The organism is Legionella moravica DSM 19234 (assembly GCF_000423305.1).
GTDB lineage: Bacteria > Pseudomonadota > Gammaproteobacteria > Legionellales > Legionellaceae > Legionella > Legionella moravica.
Genome location: NZ_KE384000.1, coordinates 1 through 23015, shown reverse-complemented (window position 1 = coordinate 23015; position 23015 = coordinate 1). Strand labels below are relative to the sequence as shown.

The window sequence follows — 23015 nt, the reverse complement described above, 5'->3', positions numbered from 1 at the left end:
CCCGCGAAAAGGCATCTTTGTATTATTCAAATTCCCGGCGCGGGAGAGGGAGTAGATTGGAGTAATTTGAACAATCGGTGCTTCCATTCAGTCCGGGAACATTATAATAAAACTTTAGGGACATTGCCTATTAGGAAGCATTATTTTTTGGGAGGAATGTAGCCATGTTTTATCTTCCATAAGGCGTGCGATCATCATACTGCTTACGCTATTGCCTGTTACATTGATCATTGTTGCGAGCGGGTCAATGATAATGCTGATGGCAGCGACAGCTATTAAAACAGAGGGGGGAAAACCATAAACATTCAAAATCAATAATTCCCCAAGCATTCCTCCGCTGGGTATTGCGCCCATGACTGTACCCACCAGCAGGGATATCCCTAATGCGGTGAGAATAACTGGCAAGCTCGAAAAATTTAAATGAAAAACCCCAAACAAAAAGGCAATTTTAAACATTCCACCAATTACTGAACCGTCTTTATGGATGAGGGTACCAAGAGGAACTGCAGTTTCATAAATTTCGGGGGCTACCTTCATTTGTTTTGTCGCTGCTAAATTTGCGGGGATACTGGCAGCGCTGCTGCAGGTAGCTAAGGCAGTAATCATCGGTAAAAAGGCGTTAGACCAGAATAATTTGATACCTGGTATTTTCCCAGCTAAATAGGCATAAAAGGAAAAGAACACTAAAAAATAGATTAAGCCCGATGCATAATACAATACGGTGATACGAAGGTAACTGTCCAGCAATTGCGTTCCCAACTCACTGACCATTACCGCGAAATAAGCATAAAATCCAATGGGGGCGTAATACATAATAAGCCCAAAAAACCGCATGAATATTTCTTCACCTGATTGTAAAAAGGATTTAAAAGCCGTCCCTTTTTCTTTAGAACTGGACACAGCGAGACCGACAAGAATTGAAAACACGATCAATGCAAGAATGTGTTTGTGCGATAACAGATCAGAGAAATCAGATACGGTGAATATATTGGCAATTTGGTCGGAAAAATGGATCGTTTCCACTTTTTCTGGCATAACCAGTTGCAAAGTTACCCCTTCAGCAGGAGGGAATAATTGAACAGTCAGCATCGCGTACAGGGCAGCCATGAGTCCTGTAAAAAGAAATACCAGAGCCATATAAACAATGAGTGACTTAAGTTTCTCAATGGAACCTGCACGAGCAATTGCAGACGAGACGCTAAAGAAAATCAGTGGGACTATTGCGGTAAAAATTAAATTAAGAAAAACATCACCAAGAGGTTTTAACTTCAGTGCAGTGTCATGATCAAGACAGGAGCCTGTAAAACCACCCAATGTAACGGATAGGAGCAAAATAATGGGGAATGCATAGGCTTTTAGGGTTTTGTGCTGGGTCATCACCTGTCAGGGCTTCCTTTCGTTTTATGAAAATCATGCATTGCCCAAGAGAATCTTGAGCAACGCATGGATTAAGTCATTATAAGGTTTCAATCCTGATTTTATGCTGTAACAGTTTGTCTTTGGCAATTTGAGCTTGAGCCAATTTCTCTTGTTCCTTGGCAATAATTTCTGCAGGAGCCTTATCAGTAAATTTGGGATTATTCAATTTGCCCTGAGCAAGAGCAATATCTTTATCCAGCTTGGCTACTTCTTTTGCCAGTCGAACTAATTCAGCTTCCTTATCAATTAAATTGGCCATGGGAATGAGTAATTCAATTTCCCCTAAAACAGCCGTTGCTGAAACCGGGATTTTTTCATCTGCCGCCAAATAATAAATATCCGTCACTTTACTTAATGCTTTAAGCGTTTGCTTATATTTCTCTACGCGCTGTTCTAGCGCAGGAGTTATATTACGAATGGATAACGGGATTAATTTGGCAGGTGAAATAGACATTTCACTTCGAATAGTTCGAATCGCCTGAATTGCTGCTTTGAGCCAATCCAGTTCTTCTTCAATGGTATCATTGATAAATTGCTCATCGACTTGAGGATAGCTGCTTAGCATAATGCTATTCCCATTTTCATTAGTAAATTTGGTTGTTCTATGCCAAATTTCTTCTGTAATAAAAGGCATTAACGGATGCAGTAGTTTCAATATCTGATCAAGAACGTGGATGAGCGTTCTTCGCGTTCCTCTTTTCAGAGCGCTCAGTGCATTTTCATCCTGTAAAACCGGTTTGGATAACTCCAGATACCAGTCACAATACTCATGCCATACGAATTCATAAAGAGTATTCGCCAATAAATCAAACCGATAGGTTTCAAAATAATGGTGTACTTTTCCTATCGTTCGTTGCAGACGTGAGAGTATCCATTGATCGGCAGGACTGTATTGGAAGGCGCCGTCACCAAAATCAATGTGTTCTTCATCGATATTGAGCAGCACATAGCGGGCAGCATTCCATATTTTGTTACAGAAGTTTCTATAGCCTTCAACGCGGCCTACATCAAAACGAACGTTACGCCCGGTCGACGCAAGGGAGCAATAGGTAAAACGTAAAGCATCCGTACCGTAGGCATTGATGCCTTCGGGGAATTCTTTCCGAGTCGCTTTAATTATTTTGTCACGCACTGAAGTGAGCATGAGATTGGAGGTTCGTTTCGCAACCAGAGACTCAATGTCTATTCCATCGATTATATCCAGCGGATCAAGGACATTTCCCTTGGATTTGGACATCTTGTGTCCTTCGCTGTCTCGAATTAATCCAGTAATAAAGATGTCTTTAAAGGGAATTTTTCCTGTAAATTTCAAGCCCATCATGATCATACGAGCGACCCAGAAAAATATAATATCAAATCCTGTCACCAGTACTGACGTAGGGTAGAACTGCTCCAATTCTGGAGTGCGTTCCGGCCAGCCTAAAGTAGAAAAAGGCCAAAGTGCAGATGAAAACCAGGTATCGAGAACATCTTCATCCTGTTTCAGGGGGGTGGCATCATCTATTTTGTATTTAAAACGAACATCGTTTTCACTGTACCCTACATAAATGTTTCCATGGTTATCGTACCAGGCAGGTATTCTGTGTCCCCACCACAATTGACGACTGATACACCAGTCTTCAATATTATCCATCCATTGATAATAGGTTTTAGTCCAGGTCTCAGGTATAAAGCGAATATCCCCCTTTTTAACTGCAGCTATGGCGGGTTCAGCTAATGGTTTCGTTTTTACATACCATTGATCGGTTAATAAAGGTTCAATAACAACATTGGATTTTTCACCGCGTGGAACTTTTAACTGATGAGGTTCTGTTTTAACTAATGCCCCTGTTTCTTCCAGATCTTTAATTATTTGTTCTCGGGCAACAAACCGGTCCATGCCCTGATATTTTAATGGGGCATTTTTATTAATTGTTGCCTTTTTCGTTAAAATATTGATGAGCGGTAATTGATGGCGTTTGCCTACTTCATGATCATTAAAATCATGTGCGGGTGTGATTTTGACGCAACCACTACCGAATTCTTTATCGACATACTCATCGGCTATAACGGGTATGGTTCTATCGCAAAGCGGGAGATGAACCTGCTTGCCAACCAAATGTTTGAATCGAGGATCATCAGGGTGAACTGCAACAGCGGAGTCGCCAAGAAGGGTCTCAGGCCGCGTGGTTGCTACCACGACAAATTCATTGGAATCGACTACTGGATAACGAATATGCCATAGCGAGCCTTCTTCATCTTCAGACAGCACTTCCAGATCAGAAACTGCAGTACCGAGTTTGGGATCCCAGTTTACCAGGCGAGTACCCCGGTAGATTAATCCTTCATCATGGAGCTGAACAAATACTTTCTGAACGGCTGCAGACAAACCTTCATCCATAGTGAATCGTTCACGACTCCAATCCACGGAATCGCCCAAGCGTCTCATCTGCTGGGTAATCGTGTTGCCTGATTCATTCTTCCATTTCCAAACGCAATCCAGAAACTCTTCTCGAGTGAGATCTTTTCTGGAAATTCCTTGGGCTTCTAATTGGCGCTCAACGACCAGTTGAGTTGAAATTCCGGCATGATCAGTCCCCGGCTGCCAAAGGGTTTTGTCTCCAAGCATACGATGATAACGAGTTAATGCATCCATAATGGTGTGTTGAAAACCATGTCCCATATGCAAGCTGCCTGTAACATTGGGAGGAGGTAGCATAATGCTAAAGCGTTTTCCATCACCTCGGGGTTGAAAGTAATTTTGACTTTCCCATTTCTTATAGGAAGCCTGTTCTATGGCTTCGGGGGAATAGGTTTTTTCCATGTTTGAGCCTGTACTGGTAAAACGAAGAATATTATCACAGACTAAGGGAGTATGGCCAATATTACAGCGGATAACGTGAGGTTCAAACAGTTGTTTTCGAGTAGAACAGTGCCATCGATATTGACGACACTGTTTTAAGTAGTGATCTAGTTCACTTCAGCCGGCTCATCAGGCTTATGACGATGATCTTCTGCAATATAGGTGTACATAGTTGGAACGACAAACAGAGTAAATCCGGTACCAATCAAGAGTCCAGTTGCAATCACCAGGCCTATATCGAATCGGCTGACCGCACCAGCTCCAGTAGCAATAAGAAGGGGCACAACACCAAAAACCATTGCTGCAGTAGTCATTAATATTGGTCTTAATCTGATTGCGGCGGCCTCTTCTACAGCAGCCCGTTTATCCAGATTTTTTTCTCGCTGAAGATGGTTTGCAAAGTCAACAATCAGAATACCGTGTTTACTGATAAGTCCAATTAAGGTGATCAATCCCACTTGGGTATAAATGTTGATGGTTGCCAGGCCTAAATTCAGTGGAATTAATGCTCCACAGATTGACATGGGTACGCTGATCAAGACAATCAAAGGATCACGGAAGCTTTCGTACTGAGCGGATAGCACTAAAAAGATGATGACGATTGCAAACAGGAATGCAAATATCAGCGCACTTCCTTCCTGCATGAATTGTCTTGATTCACCTCCGTAGTCATAGGTAAATCCTTTGGGTAAGGTTTCATCCGCTGCTTTTTGTAAAAATTGAAGCCCATCCCCCAGAGTTTTTCCAGGCATCATAACCGCTTGAATGGTGGCTGAATTTAATTGCTGGAAGTGTGTTGCCGCATTGGGTTGCGTTTTTTCAACCGGAGTTACTACAGTGGAAAGAGGAACCATAGTACCGTTTGCTGTTTTAACGTAGATCTGTCCTAATTGCTCCGGGGTTAAGCGATATTTTCTATCCAGTTGAGGTATGACCTGATAACTTCGTCCCTCCAGGTTAAAATAATTAATGTAGTTGCCTGAGAGCGCGCTGGTTAAACTGCTCCCTATGGCACGCATATCCAATCCCATTTCTGAAGCTTTGGCGCGATTGATTAAGTATTCAACCTGAGGTTGATTAAACTTGAGTGAGTTATCAATATAGATAAACAAACCGCTTTTTTTAGCACGCTCTGTTAGTTTATTCGAGACATCAAATAAACTTTGGAAGTCATTTGTGGTTTTTATGACAAACTGAACGGCTGGACCGCCGCCTCCACCAGGAAGGGGAGGGGGAACTATGGCGAACGCATTTAATCCCGCAATACTGGATAATTTATCCTGCAGTGGTTGCTTTAAAGCAAATTGGTTGGTTGATCTTTGATCCCAGGGTTTCAGAACCATACCTGAAATGGGTTGAGCCATATTTACGGTAAAATAGTTCTCTGTTTCAGGAAAACTCTTGTAGATTTCATCAAAAGGTTTGGTAAATGCTTCGATGTAATTGAGTGTTGCTGATTGAGGTGCTACTGCCATAACAAAAAAGAACCCTTGATCTTCGTCTGGAGCAGTTTCAGAAGAGGTATTGGTATACAAGTACGGCAGCATTAACAAGATGACTGCAGCAAAAACAAGCATAATCGATCGGGTATTTAATAAACTATGTAGCGCGTTCTGATATTTAACTTTAAGGTTATTAAATAAATTATCGAGAAAATGTACAAATTTTCCACTACTGATTTCTTTTGTTAATACTTTAGAGCACATCATGGGTGATAAGGTTAAGGCTATAACCCCTGATATGATTACGGCACAGGCCAAAGTAAAAGCGAATTCTTTAAACAGAGCCCCCGTCAATCCGCCCATAAATCCTATAGGTGCATAAACCGCAGCAAGCGTAATGGTCATTGCGATTACCGGTGTAGCAATTTCCCGCGCTCCTATAATCGCTGCTTCATAGGGTGATTTTCCTTCTTCAATATGTCTATGGACGTTTTCGACAACCACAATCGCGTCGTCAACCACCAGACCAATAGCCAAAACGAAGGCTAACAGAGTAAGAAGATTCACACTGTACCCAAGTATCAGCATAAGCGTACACACACCAACCAGGGAAAGCGGTATGGTGACTACTGGAATCAACACTGAGCGAATGGAGCCAAGAAATAAAAAGATAACAACAATTACAATCACACCCGCTTCGATAATAGTATGCATGACCTCACTTATGGATGCTCGAATAAAAGCGGTCGCGTCATAGACTATGGTTCCTGTCAGTGATGGAGGGAATTCTTTGACAATAGAGGGCATCAGTTTTCTGGCATCGCTGATCACGGTCAGTGGATTTGCTGTTGGAGTAGGAGTAATTGAGATAAATACGGCTTTTTTACCGTTAAATGTTACTGAACTGTCGTAATTTTGAGAGCCTAGTGTAACATCGGCAATATCTCGGAGCCTGACTATAGAACCATTGGAGCTTCTTACGATGAGTTTGCTGAATTCCTCGGCGTTGTTCAAATCGGTTTTTGCGGTCATGTTGATGGCAACGTATTCACTTTTAGTGCTGCCTGCTGCAGTGAGGAAATTGTTACTGGCCAGCACTGAGGCTACATCTGCGGGAGTAACATTCAATGCCGCCATTTTAATCGGATTCATGAAAATCCGCATGGAATAGGTTGCTCCGCCTAATATCTCAGCTTTGGCTACTCCATCAACAGTTTGCAATTGAGGTTGTACCACTCGAGTTGCATAGTCTGTAATTTGTTGAGGAGTCATCTCTTTACTGTCCAGGCTGATGTACATCAAGGCAGTAGAAGAATCTGATTTTTTAAGAATTACAGGTTGCTGTGATTCTTTAGGCAATTGGTTAATAGTTTGTTGAACTTTACTCATTACATCGGTAAACGCGATTTGCGGATCAAAATTTAGTTTTATAGTAAGCGTGATGGTGCTTAAACCTAGATTACTGGTTGAGGTCATGTAATCTATACCTTCAGCGCTTGCCACAGCACTTTCCAGTGGGGACGTAATAAATCCGGCAATTAATTCAGCGTCAGCACCAGGATAGGCAGTAACGATGGTAATCACTGTATTGTCCATGCGTGGGTATTGACGAATCTGCATTTTATTTATGGAGTTAATTCCAAAAAGAAAAATCAGCATGCTGACTACTATGGAAAGCACTGGGCGCTTGATGTATAAATCTGTAAATTTCATAAGTTATCCCGCAAATAAACCAGCAATTATTAAATTAAAGAGCTTAAAATATGGAGCTCTGTACTTGAAACAGGAGAAATCTCAGGATTTCTATTAGGTTCTGTTGCCAATGGTTCTATAACGCCTACATGTCATTGCTTGTCCTTGTCGTCCAGAAGATCGTGACATACCGCGGATGAACCCGGATCAAATCCGGGATCGGTACACCAGTGTTTTCGATTAATGAAACAAGTAAATGACCAACAGACTCTATTGTCCCATGCTGTCCGGATTACTGATATCAGTCAGTTGGACACTGTTATTAATTACAACAGGAGTTCCATTTTGCAGTTTGAGATCTCCAGTGCTGACAACCAGTTGTCCGGCCTTTATTCCTTTTTTAACCACCGTGTAATTTCCCTGTTGTTCACCAGTAGCAACAAATACGCGATTTACTATCAGTTGATCCGATCCGTCTTTGTTCTTTTTGCCTTCGGAATTTTTTTCAATGATGTAAATTGAGTTTCCATAGAGACTATAAGATATTGCTGTAGAGGGAACTATAACTGTATTGGGTTCTGCCGGTTGAGGAATTTCAATGGAAGAGAACATACCTGGAATAAATACATATTCACTAATATTGTTCTGACGATTAACTTCACTGTTACAGGTGACTATGAGTTTGCTTCCTCTGACTTCTTTTCGTGTTTTAACCAGAGTTGATTTTGTTGGATCCTTGATTGCCTTGGAAGGGCAGTTAGGCAATGTCGCCTGAATCAGGATGTTATGTGTGTTCAGGTCTATTTTGGAGTTTATTGCGGAAATCGTCCCTTCAAATATCGTATTGGGGAACTCTTCAACTGAAAAATAGATGCTTTGATTCAACTGGATTCGTTTATAAAATTGTTCGGGTATATAGAATTCCAGATACAGCGGATCCAAAGACTGGAGGGAAACAATGGACGTTTGTCCCGGTGTGACGTACTGTCCGAGATTTACCCCACGAATACCCAGGCGTCCAGCAAAAGGTGCTGTGATGTGTTTCTGATTTATCTGGGCTTGTATCTGCTCGACTTTAGCCTGAGCCTGTTGCAGATTCGCTTTGGCTTCATCAACACTTGAACTGGGAGTAGCGCCTCGCTTAAACAGATCTGTTTGCCGTTTGTAGTTCAGCTCCTTTAGGGTCAGTTCAGATTGATTAAATTTAAGCAATGCTTGATCAATACTGTCATCGATTGTAATCAGGGGGGCATCTTTATTAACAAATTGACCTGACTCAAAGTCAATTTTAACCACGTTTCCTGATGCTTCAGAGTTGACATCAACACCGTTGATTGCAACGAAATTACCAATAGCACTAATGGTAGGCAACCAGTCTACTGATTCGGCTACTGCTGAAGAAACCGTTACAGCAGGGGGCTCATAGCTGGCAAAAAATTGCTTGATCATCATTGCCTTAATCAAATTGAAGGCAATGATTCCACCGAAAACAACCAATAAGGCAATTCCCATGATCATCATACGCTTTTTCATTGTCTTTCCCTGCGGATATTCGCTAAATTTTTGAATTTGCCAAATATAACATAAAGATATACTTTATCACCTTATTGTTTTGATATGTTTCAATTTTTATTTATTTCATGGATATAAAAATATCCTATTGACTAAATTGAAGACTTTGTTACTATGCGGCTTCCATCTTAATAAGGGGGTAAACCATGAAGTTGAAGTCGTTCTTGTTTCTAGTTTGTTTTAGCTTATTTAGTCATGTTTTTGCGGCAAATGTTCATCTTAATCCCAATGCTGATACTAAAGACAAACAATCCATACAAAAAGGCGTAACTTATCCTGGATATTGTCAAATTGAAATCATTAACCAAAGTTACACTGACGTTAATGTCTTCGGAACTTTTGATGATGGTTCTACTGTCGATTTTAATATTTATCGTTATGAATCACCTCACTATATTAGTTTATTCTATAATTTTTACTGCCATAGTGGCATGTACATTACGATTACTTCACCGTTCTACACTATTTACTCCGGTTGGACTAACGTAAACAGCACTATTCGTGTAGTTCCCTTTTTGAAAGAAGCAAAAGCCGAATTATCAACCCGATAAATCACTCAAAAAAGGTCCATCATTGATGGACCTTTTTTAATTCTGAGGAGTTTTTCATGAGATACCTCGTCTCAAGTCTGTTAGCCCTGCCTTTATTGACCTCTTGTACCGTTGTTGAACAGCAATATTATGATCGTGGTTATTCTATTCCTGCTCCAATGGTTGAAGTGAGGCCAGTTAACCCTCATCGTCATTTCCATGCTAATCCTGTATACCGGCCAGCCCAGGCGGGGGGAGTTTATCATGGGCATCCAGATGCTTATGCAAATAAAGTGCTGATATCACCACGTCCTCGTCCAGCCCAGATTGATGTAAAGAACAATGTACATGGTCATACTGGAGCTGTTGGAACAGTCCACGGTCATGCTGGGAATTCTGGAACAGTCCATGGTCATGCGGGAAGCGCAGGAACGACTCATGGTCATACACCAACTGATAATCGTGCTGCTTTGCAACATTCTCAAAATCATGGTGTTTCCAATCAAGCCAAGGTTAACCCGTCTGGAACGATTAATCGTGGTAATGCCCAGGTACATAATAAAAATCAGGATGTTCATACTAAGTCGCATGGACATAGATAGGGGGCGCAGTTAGTTTTCATTGGTATCGTCTGAAGACTTGCTGTCGCTCTCGCGTTATTGTTTCATAATTAACCCTGGAATCTGAGATGAGCGTACAGGGTTTTTGCTTATATAGAATTGAGGGTTAATCACCGTATTTTATGTCCTGTTCAAGGAATAAACCCGCGTGAATACCCCTTCGTATCTGAAGACATTTTGTGGTACTCTAGTAAGGTTTTTTCTTTAAGGAGCCTTTATGATTGACTCACTGAAGATGTTACTGGTGGGAGCTGTTTCCATGATCATTATTGCTTGTGCTGCTTCTCCTCAAGCTGAAAGTACTGGAGAGTATCTTGACAGTACAGCAACAACTACACGAGTGAAAGCAAGTTTGGTTGATCAATTAGGTACAGATGGATTTGCCGTTAAAGTTAAGACATATAAAGATCAGGTACAGCTAAGTGGTTTTGTAGATTCACCACGAATTAAACAAAGAGCCGCAACTATTGCTGCCGGAGTAGGTGGTGTAAAAAGCGTTCGTAATGACATTATTGTTAAATCACGATAGTTATTATCCAGGCTAAGGAATTTCACATGTTTGATGAAAGTTATACCATAGAACATTTTGATGATGCGCTGTTTCAGGCCATTGAAAATGAAAAGCGTCGTCAGGAAGATCATATAGAGCTCATCGCTTCTGAAAATTATGTGAGTCCCAGAGTATTGCAGGCTCAGGGGTCTGTACTTACTAATAAATATGCAGAAGGCTATCCTGGTAAACGTTATTATGGAGGATGTGAGTATGTAGACATCGCTGAAGAACTGGCTATAGAAAGAGCAAAAAAATTATTCGGCGCGCATTATGTTAATGTCCAGCCGCACTCAGGATCCCAGGCTAATGCCTCTGTCATGATGGCTTTATTATCACCTGGTGATGTTTTTATGGGAATGGCGCTGCCTCATGGCGGTCACCTGACTCACGGTTCGAAAGTCAATTTCTCCGGTAAATTGTATCAGGCAGTAGAATATGGCGTCGATGTCAATACGGGTTTAATTGATTATGATGTTGTAGAACAACTTGCCATACAGCATAAACCCAAGTTAATTATTGCCGGATTTTCAGCTTATTCGAGAACGCTTGATTGGGCAAGATTCAGAGCGATTGCTGATAAAGTAGGTGCTTATTTAATGGCGGATATGGCACACGTCGCCGGTTTGGTTGCTGTTGGACTGTACCCATCTCCCTTACCTTATGCTGATGTTGTTACAACCACCACGCATAAAACGCTAAGAGGCCCTAGAGGTGGTTTGATACTGTGCAAAGAAAATGAAGAAATTGAGAAAAAATTAAATTCTGCAGTGTTTCCAGGCATGCAGGGCGGGCCGTTAATGCATGTTATTGCAGCGAAGGCCGTTGCTTTTGCAGAAGCTTTATTGCCTGAATTTAAAGCCTACCAACAACAGGTTCTCGTCAATGCACGAACCATGTGTGATGTGTTACAAAGCCGAGGCTATAACATTGTTTCAGGTGGAACCGATAATCATTTAGTACTGGTAGATTTGATTAACAAGGATATTACCGGAAAAGAAGCAGATGCTGCTTTAGGCCGAGCTAATATCACTGTTAACAAGAATTCGGTACCCAATGATCCCCGTTCGCCTTTTGTAACCAGTGGATTACGATTGGGAACACCTGCTGCAACGACACGAGGATTTAAAGAAAAAGAAATAACGCTTCTTACCAATTGGGTGGCAGACATCCTGGACAATATAAATGATGAAACGATCAACGCACGAGTAAAAACTCAGGTTTTGCTTTTGTGTCGTGATTTTCCGGTTTATGGTTAATCATGTACTGCCCTTTTTGTCATGCTGAAGAAACCAAAGTGGTCGATTCTCGTTTAGTCGCTGATGGTGCTCAGGTGCGCAGGAGGCGAGAATGTCTTCTTTGTCATGAGCGGTTTACTACTTTTGAGACTGCTGAATTGATTATGCCCTTAATCATCAAACGTGATGGACGACGGGAACCCTTTAACATCGATAACCTGCGCTCAGGCATGCTTCGCGCTCTGGAAAAAAGACCGGTAAGTGTGGACAGTCTCGAAGCAGCGATTATTTCCATTACTCAGGAAATTCGTCGCAGAGGTGAACGTGAAGTGGATTCTCAACTGATTGGTGAATTGGTAATGAATGAGTTATTCAGGTTGGATCATGTTGCTTATGTGCGATTCGCATCCGTATATAAGCGCTTCAAGGATGTGAGCGATTTTAGACAGACTATAGATCAAATGAAACACGATAAAGAGTGACTGCGTTTATTCCTCAATAAGATATAGAACCCACATATCAAATGAAATGAGGGATATGAGAATGAGTCATTTTTAAAAGGGTAAATTGATTTAATGTCTTTAGGTTTTTATAAGGTCATTATCCTTGCGAAAGAGGGGATCCATCCTCAAAATGAGCACTATACTGCCTATTTGCATGGATCCTTGCTTTGCAAGGATGACGCATAGATAGTGACGAATGTTCAGGATCGGGGTCTTTAAAGCCCGATCCATTCAAAAGTACGAGGTATAAGTGGAAAAGCAATCAATAAGTGGTAAAAGGAAAGCACGTAAATTAGCATTACAGGCATTGTATCAATGGTTAATGTCAGGTTCTGATCTTCATGAAATTGAAGCACAGTTCCGGGTTATCAATAATATGGATAAAGTAGATGTCGATTATTTTACCCGTTTGCTCCACGGAGTCCCGGCGCATGCTGAGGCTTTGGAGGCGAGCTTCTCTCCATTTCTTGACCGGGATGTTAGTGGATTGAATCCTATCGAGTTAACTGTACTGCGTATTGGTTCCTTTGAACTCTTTCATTGTCCTGAAATTCCTTATAAGGTAGTACTTGATGAATCCATTTCCCTGACCAAGGAGTTTGGATCGCAGGATGGGCATCGCTATGTCAATGGAGTATTGAATAATCTGGCACAGCAGGTACGTTCAGTAGAAATCAGTCTTGGCAATGAATGAATTTTCTCTAATTGATTTTTATTTTAAGTCTTTTCCTGTTCGGCATAAGGAAGTTCTGTTTGGTATAGGTGATGACGCCGCCTGTTTGCATTTACCACCAGGAACTGATTTATTAGTCAGCACTGATACTTTGGTTTCAGGAGTTCATTTTCTTCCCGAATGGGATCCTTATGATATTGCCTGTAAAGCGGTGATGGTTAATGTGAGTGATATGGCCGCGATGGCCGCAGAACCTTGCTATGTGACTTTAGCATTGACACTTCCAGAAATTCAACAACCCTGGCTTGAGGGATTTTCAAAAGGTTTAAGGGACTCGCTAAATCGCTTTAATATTGACTTGATTGGCGGAGATACGACACATGGTCCTTTATCGATAACATTGACCATAATGGGTCATGCACCGCATCAACAAGCAATCAGACGTTCCGGGGCGAAGCCAGGAGATGTCATCCTGGTTTCTGGACTTCTGGGTGCTGCTGCGCTGGGTGTTAAATCGCTGGGCGAGCTCACTATTCCCGCCTATGATAAAACCGAATTAATGCGTCAGTTATTACATCCTAATCCTCGGGTTGATTTGATTCATTTGCTTCGCAAATATGCAACATCTGCTATAGATATTTCAGATGGCTTAAGTGCAGATCTAAATCATCTATGTATTGCCAGTGGCGTTGGAGCCTGTTTAAATAAAAGAGATATTCCCGTTCATCCTTTGGTTAACAAATATTTGAGTGCTCAGGCTGTTGACTTGGCTTTAACAGGGGGCGATGATTATGAGCTATGTTTTACAGTTAATTCCTCGCAGTTGGGGCAATTAAAGGATGAGTTGTATGAAATTAACTTAGAGTGTTATCCGATTGGAGTTATAGAAGAACTCCCTGGTTTAAGGATTATAACCTCAAATGATCAGCCGGAAGAATTAAAACCAGTTGGTTATTCTCATTTTTAAATTGGATAAATAGAGTATGAATCAGGTAAATTTGGTTAATCGTGTATGGCAGGATCCTGCTTATTTTATAGCCTTTGGCTTTGGTAGCGGATTGATGCCCGTAGCACCCGGAACCTGGGGGACTCTTGCCGCAGTTCCACTTTATCTTTTAATGATGAACACTCATTGGGGTATTTATCTGGCTTTGACCATCCTTGCTTTTATTCTAGGAGTCTGGGTCAGTGATAAAGTATCACGGGATTTGGGATTACACGATTATAAAGGCATAGTCTGGGATGAAGTTGTAGGTTATTTATTGACTATGTTTTTAGCCCCAAAAGGTGTGCTTTGGATGATTCTGGGCTTTATTTTATTTCGTCTTTTCGATATATGGAAACCTCAGCCAGTACGGTATATTGATCAAAAAGTACACGGAGGCCTGGGCATCATGCTGGATGATGTCGGGGCTGCAGTTCCTGCCTGGTTGATTATGCAACTTTTAGCCTGGAGCTTTTCGTAATGAATGAAAATCATAAAGAACTCATCAGTATGGGTTTGACGGTTAGCATCGTAATACTCTCCATTTTCATTGTTCATAAATTCATCCCATCAATGATTTGGGCGGCAATTATTGCTATTGCAACCTATCCTTTATATAAAAAATGGTGTTATTTTTTTGGTAAGAAAGATAATGTATCGGCATTATTATTTACTACGCTTATGGGCTTGCTGTTTCTTATTCCTTTAAGCTGGCTTGTCGGGATCCTCATTAAAGAGTCGCAGCTGTTTATCAATTTTTTGCAACAAATTAATAAGGACGGTGGAGCAGCACCGGAGTTTTTTAAGAATTTCCCTTTGATTGGTAATGATTTGGTACAATACTGGGATGAGAATATTGGTAAACCTGGCAATATAAAAGATTTCTTATCCAATCTTCATGTTACCCTTACTCCAGCAAGTTATTATATTAAGCAAATCGGATTTAATCTGGCCCATAGAAGTTTTCAGGTTGGATTTACTTTATTAACCTTGTTTTTTTTCTACCGCGATGGCGATAAGTTATTGTCGCAAGTTCATCATGTGGGGGAATACTGTCTGGGAACCCGGTGGTTTCGTTATTCGGATCGATTGCCAAGGGCATTGCGTGCAACAGTAAATGGAACCATAGTCGTAGGCATTGGCGTGGGTATCCTGATGGGGATTTGTTATGCTCTTGTCGAGTTTCCCGCACCTACATTGACCGGATTTATTACCGCCTTGGCCGCGATGATTCCTTTTGTCGTGCCTATAGTATTTATCGCTGTGGCATTGGTTTTACTTTCTGTGGGCAGTTTGATAAGTGCGATTATAGTTTTGGTCTGGGGCACTTTGGTTATGTTTGTTGCTGATCATTTTGTTAAACCGGTACTGATTGGTGGGGCTATTGAATTGCCATTTCTGGCCGTTTTATTTGGTATCCTGGGTGGAGTTGAGACTTTAGGGCTACTGGGACTATTTTTAGGACCTATGGTCATGGTTTTGTTTGTTACCCTGTGGCAAGAGCCTCAGGGTAAACAAAATGAAACAGCTTAAGTCCCGCTTTTATCAAAGGATAAACTGACGGTAAAATTAAGTGAATTAATGGCATACCGCTTATTACCATAATCTTTCAGAGTATTGGTCGTGAGATAGCGGTAATCCATTCCGGCCCAGGTGAAATCATCCATAAAGAGACCTAAGCCAAGAATGCCTTGGGCTGCGCCACTGGTGAACGTTCTGCTTGAGCCACGAGAGGTAACATCCAGGGTGTAATAGTTTCGAATGAAATTACCTCTGCTTGTAAGACGGGCGTAACCAATACCCAATCCTACATAGGGGAACACAGTTGCATTGTCGCTGTCATAATTTATAAAATCCCAAAATACGTTTGCCAAACCGTACATGGTGGCAACACTGCCGTTAAATCCCAGGTTATTCGCCTGAAAATGATCCTGAGGACAAATACCGGTGGGAGTCTGCACAATGGGACTTTGCAGGGTACAATCGCCAATATCTACAGAACCGGATCCATTCCAGTTATAGAGAAATTCACCCTCAACCCGGAATTGATGGTATCGGTAGCCCAGCATAGCGCCACCACCGCCGCCAATCCGGCTGTTATCTACTTTTCCCACCCAAATGGTTGGATCAGGTGGTTCTATAAAGGCAATTTCATGATTTGCAGGACCAGAACTCATTTCTCCCAGCAGGCCCATATAAAATCCTTGCTCAGGGTTCACTGCAAAGGCTGTACTGTTGATTAGCAGGTTTGATAACAATCCCAGTTGAATTAGCTGCTTCATTAAAAATCCTTACTTATAATTAACCTGATCAAAACGATAAACTGCCCCAGCACTCGCAATATGTGCCTGGAATATTTCGCCAAATCCGTTCGGCTTATCCGTTGCTACATAGCGATACGCCAGGTTCACCGCGTAATTTTCCGCAAAGTTATAAGTAATTCCCGCGGTTCCCTGATAGGCAAAAGCACTATCGCTCACTGAGAAAAAGCTTGGAGCGATTGGGCCTGAACTGGAAAGATTTGCTTGAAGATAGGCATAACCAATACCCAATCCTAAATAAGGAGAAATGGCGGGTAACATTTCAGGAAAATCATAGTAGATGTTTGCCATTAAAAAGTTACCGGATGAATAACCTGATGCATCCCGTTGATTAATATGATCGATATCAAAATGCTTCAGGTTAGCACGAAGATAGGTATATTCCGCTTCATAACGGAGTGGATTACTTTGAAATCCGATACGACCCCCGGCATTATAACCGCTATTATAACCAGCCCGGTCTCGATGAATGTAATCTATTGTATAATTATCAATATTACCAGGTATAAAAGTATATCCACCGAATACGCTGGTATACCAACCGTCAACCGGGGTTGCTGCTGAAGCAATCCCAGTGGCTAATAGAGCCGCTGAAAGTAGTGAAATTCTCATGACATCCCTTTGTTATTATTTTTTAACTAAACCATGTTAGCGATTTACTTTAAATTTGCAAGCCTTCTGTGGTGCTTTACTTCGAGCAGTGCTGAATTTTATTAGCCCCTGGAGGGAGCAGGCTAAAACAAGCAAATTAACGCATAACTCTTTTGAGGTTAAGAATTTTGTTACTTGTATAAAAAAATTATTGAGGTAATATGAAAGATGGACATAAAAAGGAGCTTATATGCCTCTCAAGGATGGTAAGAAGAGATTAGTCATTCTGGATAATTTGGATGTATTCGTTGAAAAATTATTAACTCGAATTGCAGAAGAATCGGAACAAGGTCGTGCTGAACTAATTGAACTGTGTGAAACCGCCAAAAGAAAATACAACCAACCAATTCAATCCTGGTTTATTGGATGGGTTTATCAATATACAAGAGCCAGAGGTCCCGAGGTGGACTTGGCAATCAAGAGCATGGAAGAATTTCATGATACCTTTACTCGCTTGCAGGAAATTAAATTATTAGTCACTAAAGGCAAATGGAATGTTGGCTCATTTAATTATTATCTGCTTGATGGATTAATTGGTAGCGTTCCTGGCTATATGCCTCTCACAGATAAAAACCGTGATGCAGTCATTGAGCGGGTTAGTGAATTAATTATCGATAAAATAGATTCTTTTATAGTTCAATACCGGGCAAATCGTAAATTGATTGAAGCCAAGGAGTTAGAACTGCAAAAAGCGCAGCAAAGCATTAAACAAACTGTGGATAATGTACTTATTGCTAAAAATTTGGAAGATGCTATTCGTTCAGCTAAAGAATCCCCGGATAAAATTCAATTTTCTATCTTTCTGCAAAAAGGCGTTTGGACCTTGCATTGGGTTGATGTTCAGGGCAAAGCATACACCATGCAACCGAGTGAAGAATGGATCGTTTTGCTTCTTAATAACCAATCAGAGGATTTGGATAAAATAAATCCTGTGCATATGAAGCGCTTGAAGAAGGAATGTGTTAAAGCAAGAGACATGTTCCTTGATAGAGTTCAGGTGTTAGTAAATCCTCTAGATCCCCGTTCTAATGCTGAGATGAGTAATGATACACTGGTGAAAAATGGAAACCTGACTACGTTTGTTTTGCGTGGCAACCCAGGTCATTATTCTCTGTACTGGATCAATTCGTTAGGGGATGTAAAAACTATTGTTTTAGATCAATACCCTCAAATGGTAAGCTGGCTTGAAGAACAAGACGCGTTAACTGAGGAGCACATTTATCAGTTGAGAGCGTATTTGATGTATGTTAATACTTCAAAATCGATTGGCATGAGTGAGTTTAAAACTCAGCTCATGAGCTGTCTGGGTAAAAGAATGCAATTAACCACTGATGAGCCGGAGCCTGTTCCTGTTAAAACTCCAGTCGTTGTTAATAAGCTGAACATGGCTCAGTTCGCTGATCTTGAAGCCTGTTTGAGCAAGGGAAAGAAAGCACACGGTACACAATCTCCGCTTCCTGAAGAAGGGCACTCTTCAAAATTACCTCTACCAGGCAAACTCAATATGAAAATGTTCAGTACTGTTGTCGCCACATTGGGAGGAGAACAGAATACTGAATTAGATGAATACGCGCCTGCTCAATCGTCCACACCCTTATAAAACCATTATTTATCGGATGTAGCTAGTCTTTTCCGAATGCCACTGGGCTGATTTTGATTCCTGGGTCAGCCTGGCGGTGGTTGCTATCATTGTGTTTTAATAATTTACTCACATGACAAAAAAGCTGTCTTGCCCGCCCAGGCGGAAAATAGCAATGGGCCTTAAGCATTTCTTGACGAAATGCAAAATCTTTAGTTCCCAATGTTATCGAAATCTCGCTAAAATGTCCTTCTCCCTCAGCCAGGAGGCACGGCTGTCCCATTAAAAATATGACGTCTTTCCGAGCGTAGCGAGGAATCTCCTGTAAGGTTGCACGATCCCATTACAATGCGGCCATTAAAATCATATCAAGAGTTGAGTCTCCCCAGCCAGCCTTTTTCTGCGGGCGCCTAGTGCTCATATCCTTAAATTTCTTTTTGGTATTCTGTAACCTGTTCAAAATAATATGCCGAACCATCGCCCTATTTTCAGGAGCATGATCTTTGCATACGCGAGAATCCTCTTCACGTAATGTAACGTCCAAGACCCAATGTAGACTGTTCTCGACAGCCCAGTGACTACGAATAGTCTGAGCAATTTGTTTCGCATTTGCAGCCAAGCTGCTGATAAGGTAATGATAATTAATACATTAAATCAGATTGTGCCAATTTGCAGGAGATTCCTCGCTACGCACGGAAAGATGTCATATTTTTAATGGGACAGCCGTGAAGCCCGGAGGGAGAAGGCGATCCTGGTGGGAACTTGATAACCTATTTTTGTGAGGATCTTCGCTTTTGCGTGGATTACCTATCAGAAGAGAGGAACGTTTAGCGCCTGCGCGGGTACAGAGATTAAATTGATGACGTTATTGACTCCCTTCCTGGTCTTAAGTCCAGAGGGAAGTCAACTGTCTATTGAACAAGCAACTCCAACCTAAGACCCTGGCTTTTGAGGTGTCTCGCTACTGAGGGCTCTATGTTCAGGGTTTGAGGTGGACGATGAATGCTCGTGACTAAAAAACGAATGAGAGGAGGCCGCAGCGCTTTTTGCTTTTTCAGCATAAGGCTGAAGGATTCGTTGGGATTCCCATTTTACTAATGCGTAGTCCAGTACTGTTTTGTTATTTTTGTCCTTTGCCATCAATAATTCTGGTATTTTATCCTTTGGCAGACAGGCCAAAACAAGCTTTAGGGATTCTGGATAACCCGCCGCTTTGTGCAAAATAGTCCTGCCACATTCGTCTTTCATCATCATAACATCAGCCTGTTCTCTTTCTGGAATGCAGGCCAGAAGGAGGCTCAATGATTTTGGATTGCTTACCGCATAGTGCAAAATGGTACTGTTATATTGGTCTTTAGTCATCACAGCTTCAGTCTGTTCACCTTTGGGAATGCAGGCCAGAAGAAGTCTCAGTGATTCGGGATATTCTGCTGCCCAATGCAGTGCGGTCTCTCCCTCAATATTCCTTGCCATCACTTGTGATGTTTTTGTTTGCTCGGGCAATTCATTCAGAAAGAGTTCCAGAAATTTCGGCTCATCTGCTGTGATATGCAGTACCGTATTGTCATTTTCTCTCTTTTCCATCACGGTTTGTAATTTTTCTTCCATTGTCAGATAAGACCAAAGGACTTCCATAGCTTGCAAATAGCGAGGCGTATAATCCAGTAGGGTCTTGCCATCCCTATTCTTTGCTAACAAGGCCTCTGCCCTTGTACCTTCGGGAAGGCAGGCCAGAAGATGGCTTAGGGAGCGGGGATTGTCCACCGCATATTGCAGTAGATTGTCTCCATGAAAACAATTCCTCATTTCGTTGAATGTAAGTGGATCCAAATATTCTTTTGCAAAATTCTTCTCTAATATGAACGGTATTCTACTTTCCTCTGGCAAACAGGTTATAAGTGAACGCAAAGCTTCCGGATTAGATAGTGCTCGTTGAATAGGGGTGCGATACCCGTCCCTGTTTTTCGTCATCAAGAGTGCTGCTCTTTGGGCTTTGGGGATGAAGTCCATAAGGGAGAGCAGGGATTGAGGATCGCCTGCTACTTTGCTTAGTACGGAGTTATTCTTTCCATTTACCTCCACCAGTGCCTCTACCCTTGATTCCTGCGGTAAGCAGTTCAACAGGAGTCCCAGGCATTTTGGATTCGATGCTGCGTTGTACAGTAAGGTCGCGCCTTGAGTATCTTTTGCCATCACTACATCTGCCCTAACTTCCTCCGGTAAACAGTTCAACAGGATTTCCAGGCATTTTGGATCCCCCTCTGTTTCATGTAGAATGGTCCTGCCGTAATTGCTTTTTGTCATCACGGCTTCAGCCTGTTCATTTTCTGGAATACAGGTCAGAAGGAGTCGCAGCGATTCTGGATTCTTTGCCGCCTTGTGCAGCACGGTTTCGCCATGAAAGTTCTTTGCCATTACTTGTGATGCTCTTGTTTGCTTGGGCAATTCACTCAGAAAGAGTTTCAAAAATTCCGGCCTCATCGCTGCCTTATGCAGTAGTGTGTTGTCATCTCTTCTCTTTTCTGTCAGGGCATTTACTCTTTCTTCCATGGTCAGACAAGACCAAAGTACATTTACAGAATTCGAATATATAACCGCATAATTCAGCAGGTCGTCCCCATACCTATTCTTTGTTAACACAGCCGCTGCCCTCGTATCCTCGGGAAGACTGGCCAGAAGTTGACTTAAGGAGTCCGGATAGAGTACTGCCCGTCTCAATAGAGTGTCTCCATCAAAATTCTCCCCTAATATAAAAGGTAATCTGGATTCCTCAGGCAGACAGGCCAGAAGTGTAGCTAAGGCTTTCGAATTAGATAGCGTCGGTTCAATAGGGGTTATGCCATTCCGGTCTTTCGTCATTAAGAGTTCTACTCTTTTGGCTTTTGGGATGCAGTCCAGAAGGGCAAGCAGGAATTCGGGGTTATTTGCTGCTTTGCTCAGCACGGTCATATTGTATCTATTTGCCTCCAGCACGGCATTTGCCCTTTCTTCCTCCGGTAAGCAACTCAAAAGAAATCCCAGGCATTCCGGCTTCGATGCTGCTTCATGCAGCACGGTCATGCCTTGATTGTCTTTTGCCATTAAGGCTTCCGTGAATTTTTTTTCAGGAAGGCAGTCCCTAAGGAGCGTTAGGGATTCCAGGTTTGTTGCCGCATAGTGCAGCACGTTTTTGCTATAATGGTCTTTCGCCATGATGGCATCAACCTTTACGTGTTCAGGTAAACAGCCTAGAACAATGTTCAGTGTTTTCGTCTTGCTTGCTGCATAGTGTAGCACCGTGCTTTGATATCTATCTTGACTAAGCAAAGCCACTGCCTTTTGGGCTTCCGGTACATAGGTCAGCACGAGTTCTAAGGATTGAGGGTTTCTTGTTGCTTCATGCAGCAAGGTTTTTTTACCCTTATCTTTCGCAAGTATGGCTTCCATTCTTTTGTCTTCGTCCAGGGCGCCAAGGAACCATTGTACAAAAGACAGATGCTCCTGACTTAGCGCTGTGCTGAGTGGAAGGTAAGAACCAGCTTTCATTGCAAAGCAGTTGGCACCCCTTGCAAGCAGAGCAGCGGCCAGGGGGACGTGGCCTTCCTCGGCAGCAAGATAGAAAGGCGTCACCCCATCTTCATTGGCAACATCTGGATTGAAATTTGGATGTTCAATGAGGGCTTGAATGACGCCTTCCGGCGTGTCTTTGGAACTTGCCAGTAATTGTGCAACATCAAAGCTGGTGGATGGAGCAATATTCCCTGGTGTTAATATTGGCGGCATGGTTTCTGGCACCACTCCGTTAGCCATACTTTCGACATAGTCAAGGAGCGTATCCGGATAGGAGTCGCGCGCCAACGCTAACGCACCGACGCCCTGCGCCTCATTGAAGCGGTTGCGCAGGAATCTTAGAAGGATGCGAAGGTTCATAGTAAACGTTTCTGACCAGGTGTCTTGGGTATAGCACAATGCATGGAGCAGGATACGGTTTATCTGGTACGGTGTAATATCGAGTACGCCGTCTTCGTTCATTCGGCCGGTCCATTCCGCGAGCTTACTGTCCGTGACGCGGATTGCAGGCATGGCGTTCTGGGTTCTTGCGTTTTCTCGAAAAAAAAGCTCACTAAGTTTGGTGAACAGATTCGCGCGTACTGCTAGCCCGGCTTCTCCAGTTGCGGCATGCCAGTTGGCAAAGTAATTACTGATAAAATCGTGAAAGGACGAGTTTTTCCACATCCCCAGTCCGTGCTCAAATGCTTTAATAGTGCGCTCTAGTGTCTCGGTGTCGGAGAGAAGCTCCTGAAGGGAAGGGGCTTGGTTTCCGAGGCATCTGGCCATAAAACCTAAGGAATGTTCCCAGGCACGATGGTCTTCTGCATGAATATCACCAATATCCAGCAGGGTTTGGTGCGTCTTATA

The 23015-nt window shown here is 42.2% G+C and carries 18 protein-coding genes; 10 read left to right on the top strand and 8 right to left on the bottom strand.

Features of this window, described 5'->3' with window-relative positions:
• Window positions 1-114 precede the first annotated feature (114 nt).
• The 4 genes from G543_RS0112055 to G543_RS0112035 form a co-directional block, all read right to left on the bottom strand.
• Window positions 115-1380 (bottom strand): dicarboxylate/amino acid:cation symporter, encoded by a 1266-nt coding sequence (locus G543_RS0112055; protein WP_028384746.1) that lies wholly within the window; start codon window positions 1378-1380, stop codon window positions 115-117.
• A 76-nt stretch (window positions 1381-1456) separates the two neighbouring features.
• Window positions 1457-4222 carry a valine--tRNA ligase gene (locus tag G543_RS0112050; RefSeq protein ID WP_028384745.1) on the bottom strand — a complete coding sequence of 922 codons (2766 nt, stop codon included), beginning with the start codon at window positions 4220-4222 and terminating at the stop codon, window positions 1457-1459.
• 146 nt (window positions 4223-4368) lie between these two features.
• Window positions 4369-7416, bottom strand: a complete 3048-nt coding sequence (locus G543_RS0112045; RefSeq protein ID WP_028384744.1) for an efflux RND transporter permease subunit — start codon at window positions 7414-7416, stop codon at window positions 4369-4371.
• Between the two features lie 249 nt (window positions 7417-7665).
• Window positions 7666-8928 carry an efflux RND transporter periplasmic adaptor subunit gene (locus G543_RS0112035; RefSeq protein WP_028384743.1) on the bottom strand — a complete coding sequence of 421 codons (1263 nt, stop codon included), beginning with the start codon at window positions 8926-8928 and terminating at the stop codon, window positions 7666-7668.
• Window positions 8929-9113: 185 nt separating this feature from the next.
• Here G543_RS0112035 and G543_RS0112030 point away from each other — a divergent pair, with 185 nt between their 5' ends.
• The 9 genes from G543_RS0112030 to G543_RS0111985 all read left to right on the top strand — a co-directional run bounded on the left by G543_RS0112030 (window position 9114) and on the right by G543_RS0111985 (window position 15599).
• Window positions 9114-9518: a hypothetical protein gene (locus G543_RS0112030; RefSeq protein ID WP_028384742.1), complete on the top strand. Its 405-nt coding sequence runs from the start codon at window positions 9114-9116 to the stop codon at window positions 9516-9518.
• Between the two features lie 56 nt (window positions 9519-9574).
• Entirely contained in the window at window positions 9575-10099 is a 525-nt protein-coding gene (locus G543_RS17835) for a hypothetical protein (RefSeq protein WP_051190692.1), read from the top strand.
• A gap of 235 nt (window positions 10100-10334) precedes the next feature.
• Entirely contained in the window at window positions 10335-10646 is a 312-nt protein-coding gene (locus G543_RS0112020) for a BON domain-containing protein (RefSeq protein ID WP_028384741.1), read from the top strand.
• Window positions 10647-10672: 26 nt separating this feature from the next.
• Window positions 10673-11926 (top strand): serine hydroxymethyltransferase, encoded by a 1254-nt coding sequence (gene glyA / locus G543_RS0112015; RefSeq protein WP_028384740.1) that lies wholly within the window; start codon window positions 10673-10675, stop codon window positions 11924-11926.
• A 2-nt stretch (window positions 11927-11928) separates the two neighbouring features.
• A complete protein-coding gene (gene nrdR / locus G543_RS0112010) occupies window positions 11929-12387 on the top strand; it encodes a transcriptional regulator NrdR (protein ID WP_028384739.1) in 459 nt (152 codons plus the stop codon).
• Between the two features lie 271 nt (window positions 12388-12658).
• Window positions 12659-13102, top strand: coding sequence for a transcription antitermination factor NusB (gene nusB / locus G543_RS0112000; RefSeq protein WP_028384738.1), 444 nt, complete (start codon window positions 12659-12661; stop codon window positions 13100-13102).
• Complete coding sequence (gene thiL / locus G543_RS0111995; RefSeq protein WP_028384737.1) at window positions 13095-14048, top strand: thiamine-phosphate kinase; 954 nt, start codon at window positions 13095-13097, stop codon at window positions 14046-14048. The genes nusB and thiL overlap by 8 nt, the downstream gene beginning before the upstream one ends.
• A 16-nt stretch (window positions 14049-14064) precedes the next feature.
• Window positions 14065-14547, top strand: a complete 483-nt coding sequence (locus G543_RS0111990; RefSeq protein WP_028384736.1) for a phosphatidylglycerophosphatase A family protein — start codon at window positions 14065-14067, stop codon at window positions 14545-14547.
• Window positions 14547-15599 carry an AI-2E family transporter gene (locus G543_RS0111985; protein ID WP_028384735.1) on the top strand — a complete coding sequence of 351 codons (1053 nt, stop codon included), beginning with the start codon at window positions 14547-14549 and terminating at the stop codon, window positions 15597-15599. The genes G543_RS0111990 and G543_RS0111985 overlap by 1 nt, the downstream gene beginning before the upstream one ends.
• Here the strand turns inward: G543_RS0111985 and G543_RS0111980 are convergent.
• Both G543_RS0111980 and G543_RS0111975 read right to left on the bottom strand, forming a co-directional pair.
• Window positions 15596-16348: an outer membrane beta-barrel protein gene (locus G543_RS0111980; protein WP_028384734.1), complete on the bottom strand. Its 753-nt coding sequence runs from the start codon at window positions 16346-16348 to the stop codon at window positions 15596-15598. The genes G543_RS0111985 and G543_RS0111980 overlap by 4 nt on opposite strands.
• A 9-nt stretch (window positions 16349-16357) precedes the next feature.
• Window positions 16358-16999 (bottom strand): outer membrane protein, encoded by a 642-nt coding sequence (locus tag G543_RS0111975; RefSeq protein ID WP_028384733.1) that lies wholly within the window; start codon window positions 16997-16999, stop codon window positions 16358-16360.
• Between the two features lie 229 nt (window positions 17000-17228).
• Between G543_RS0111975 and G543_RS0111970 the strand changes: the two genes are divergently transcribed.
• Window positions 17229-18638, top strand: coding sequence for a hypothetical protein (locus G543_RS0111970; protein ID WP_028384732.1), 1410 nt, complete (start codon window positions 17229-17231; stop codon window positions 18636-18638).
• A 322-nt stretch (window positions 18639-18960) separates the two neighbouring features.
• On the opposite strand, the gene G543_RS19450 is transcribed toward G543_RS0111970, so the two are convergent.
• Together G543_RS19450 and G543_RS19130 are read right to left on the bottom strand one after the other, a co-directional pair.
• Window positions 18961-19263 (bottom strand): ISAs1 family transposase, encoded by a 303-nt coding sequence (locus G543_RS19450; RefSeq protein WP_115343546.1) that lies wholly within the window; start codon window positions 19261-19263, stop codon window positions 18961-18963.
• 287 nt (window positions 19264-19550) lie between these two features.
• On the bottom strand, window positions 19551-23015 hold a 3465-nt coding region (locus G543_RS19130; protein ID WP_035922204.1), incomplete at its 5' end, for an ankyrin repeat domain-containing protein.

What these genes read in the sequence shown, in the direction of transcription:
- G543_RS0112050 (WP_028384745.1), bottom strand. Translation starts at nt 4,222, where the DNA reads ATGGAAAAAACCTATTCCCCCGAAGCCATAGAACAGGCTTCCTATAAG.
- G543_RS0112045 (WP_028384744.1), bottom strand. Translation starts at nt 7,416, where the DNA reads ATGAAATTTACAGATTTATACATCAAGCGCCCAGTGCTTTCCATAGTA.
- G543_RS0112035 (WP_028384743.1), bottom strand. Translation starts at nt 8,928, where the DNA reads ATGAAAAAGCGTATGATGATCATGGGAATTGCCTTATTGGTTGTTTTC.
- G543_RS0112030 (WP_028384742.1), top strand. Translation starts at nt 9,114, where the DNA reads ATGAAGTTGAAGTCGTTCTTGTTTCTAGTTTGTTTTAGCTTATTTAGT.
- G543_RS17835 (WP_051190692.1), top strand. Translation starts at nt 9,575, where the DNA reads ATGAGATACCTCGTCTCAAGTCTGTTAGCCCTGCCTTTATTGACCTCT.
- G543_RS0112020 (WP_028384741.1), top strand. Translation starts at nt 10,335, where the DNA reads ATGATTGACTCACTGAAGATGTTACTGGTGGGAGCTGTTTCCATGATC.
- glyA (WP_028384740.1), top strand. Translation starts at nt 10,673, where the DNA reads ATGTTTGATGAAAGTTATACCATAGAACATTTTGATGATGCGCTGTTT.
- nrdR (WP_028384739.1), top strand. Translation starts at nt 11,929, where the DNA reads ATGTACTGCCCTTTTTGTCATGCTGAAGAAACCAAAGTGGTCGATTCT.
- thiL (WP_028384737.1), top strand. Translation starts at nt 13,095, where the DNA reads ATGAATGAATTTTCTCTAATTGATTTTTATTTTAAGTCTTTTCCTGTT.
- G543_RS0111990 (WP_028384736.1), top strand. Translation starts at nt 14,065, where the DNA reads ATGAATCAGGTAAATTTGGTTAATCGTGTATGGCAGGATCCTGCTTAT.
- G543_RS0111985 (WP_028384735.1), top strand. Translation starts at nt 14,547, where the DNA reads ATGAATGAAAATCATAAAGAACTCATCAGTATGGGTTTGACGGTTAGC.
- G543_RS0111980 (WP_028384734.1), bottom strand. Translation starts at nt 16,348, where the DNA reads ATGAAGCAGCTAATTCAACTGGGATTGTTATCAAACCTGCTAATCAAC.
- G543_RS0111975 (WP_028384733.1), bottom strand. Translation starts at nt 16,999, where the DNA reads ATGAGAATTTCACTACTTTCAGCGGCTCTATTAGCCACTGGGATTGCT.
- G543_RS0111970 (WP_028384732.1), top strand. Translation starts at nt 17,229, where the DNA reads ATGCCTCTCAAGGATGGTAAGAAGAGATTAGTCATTCTGGATAATTTG.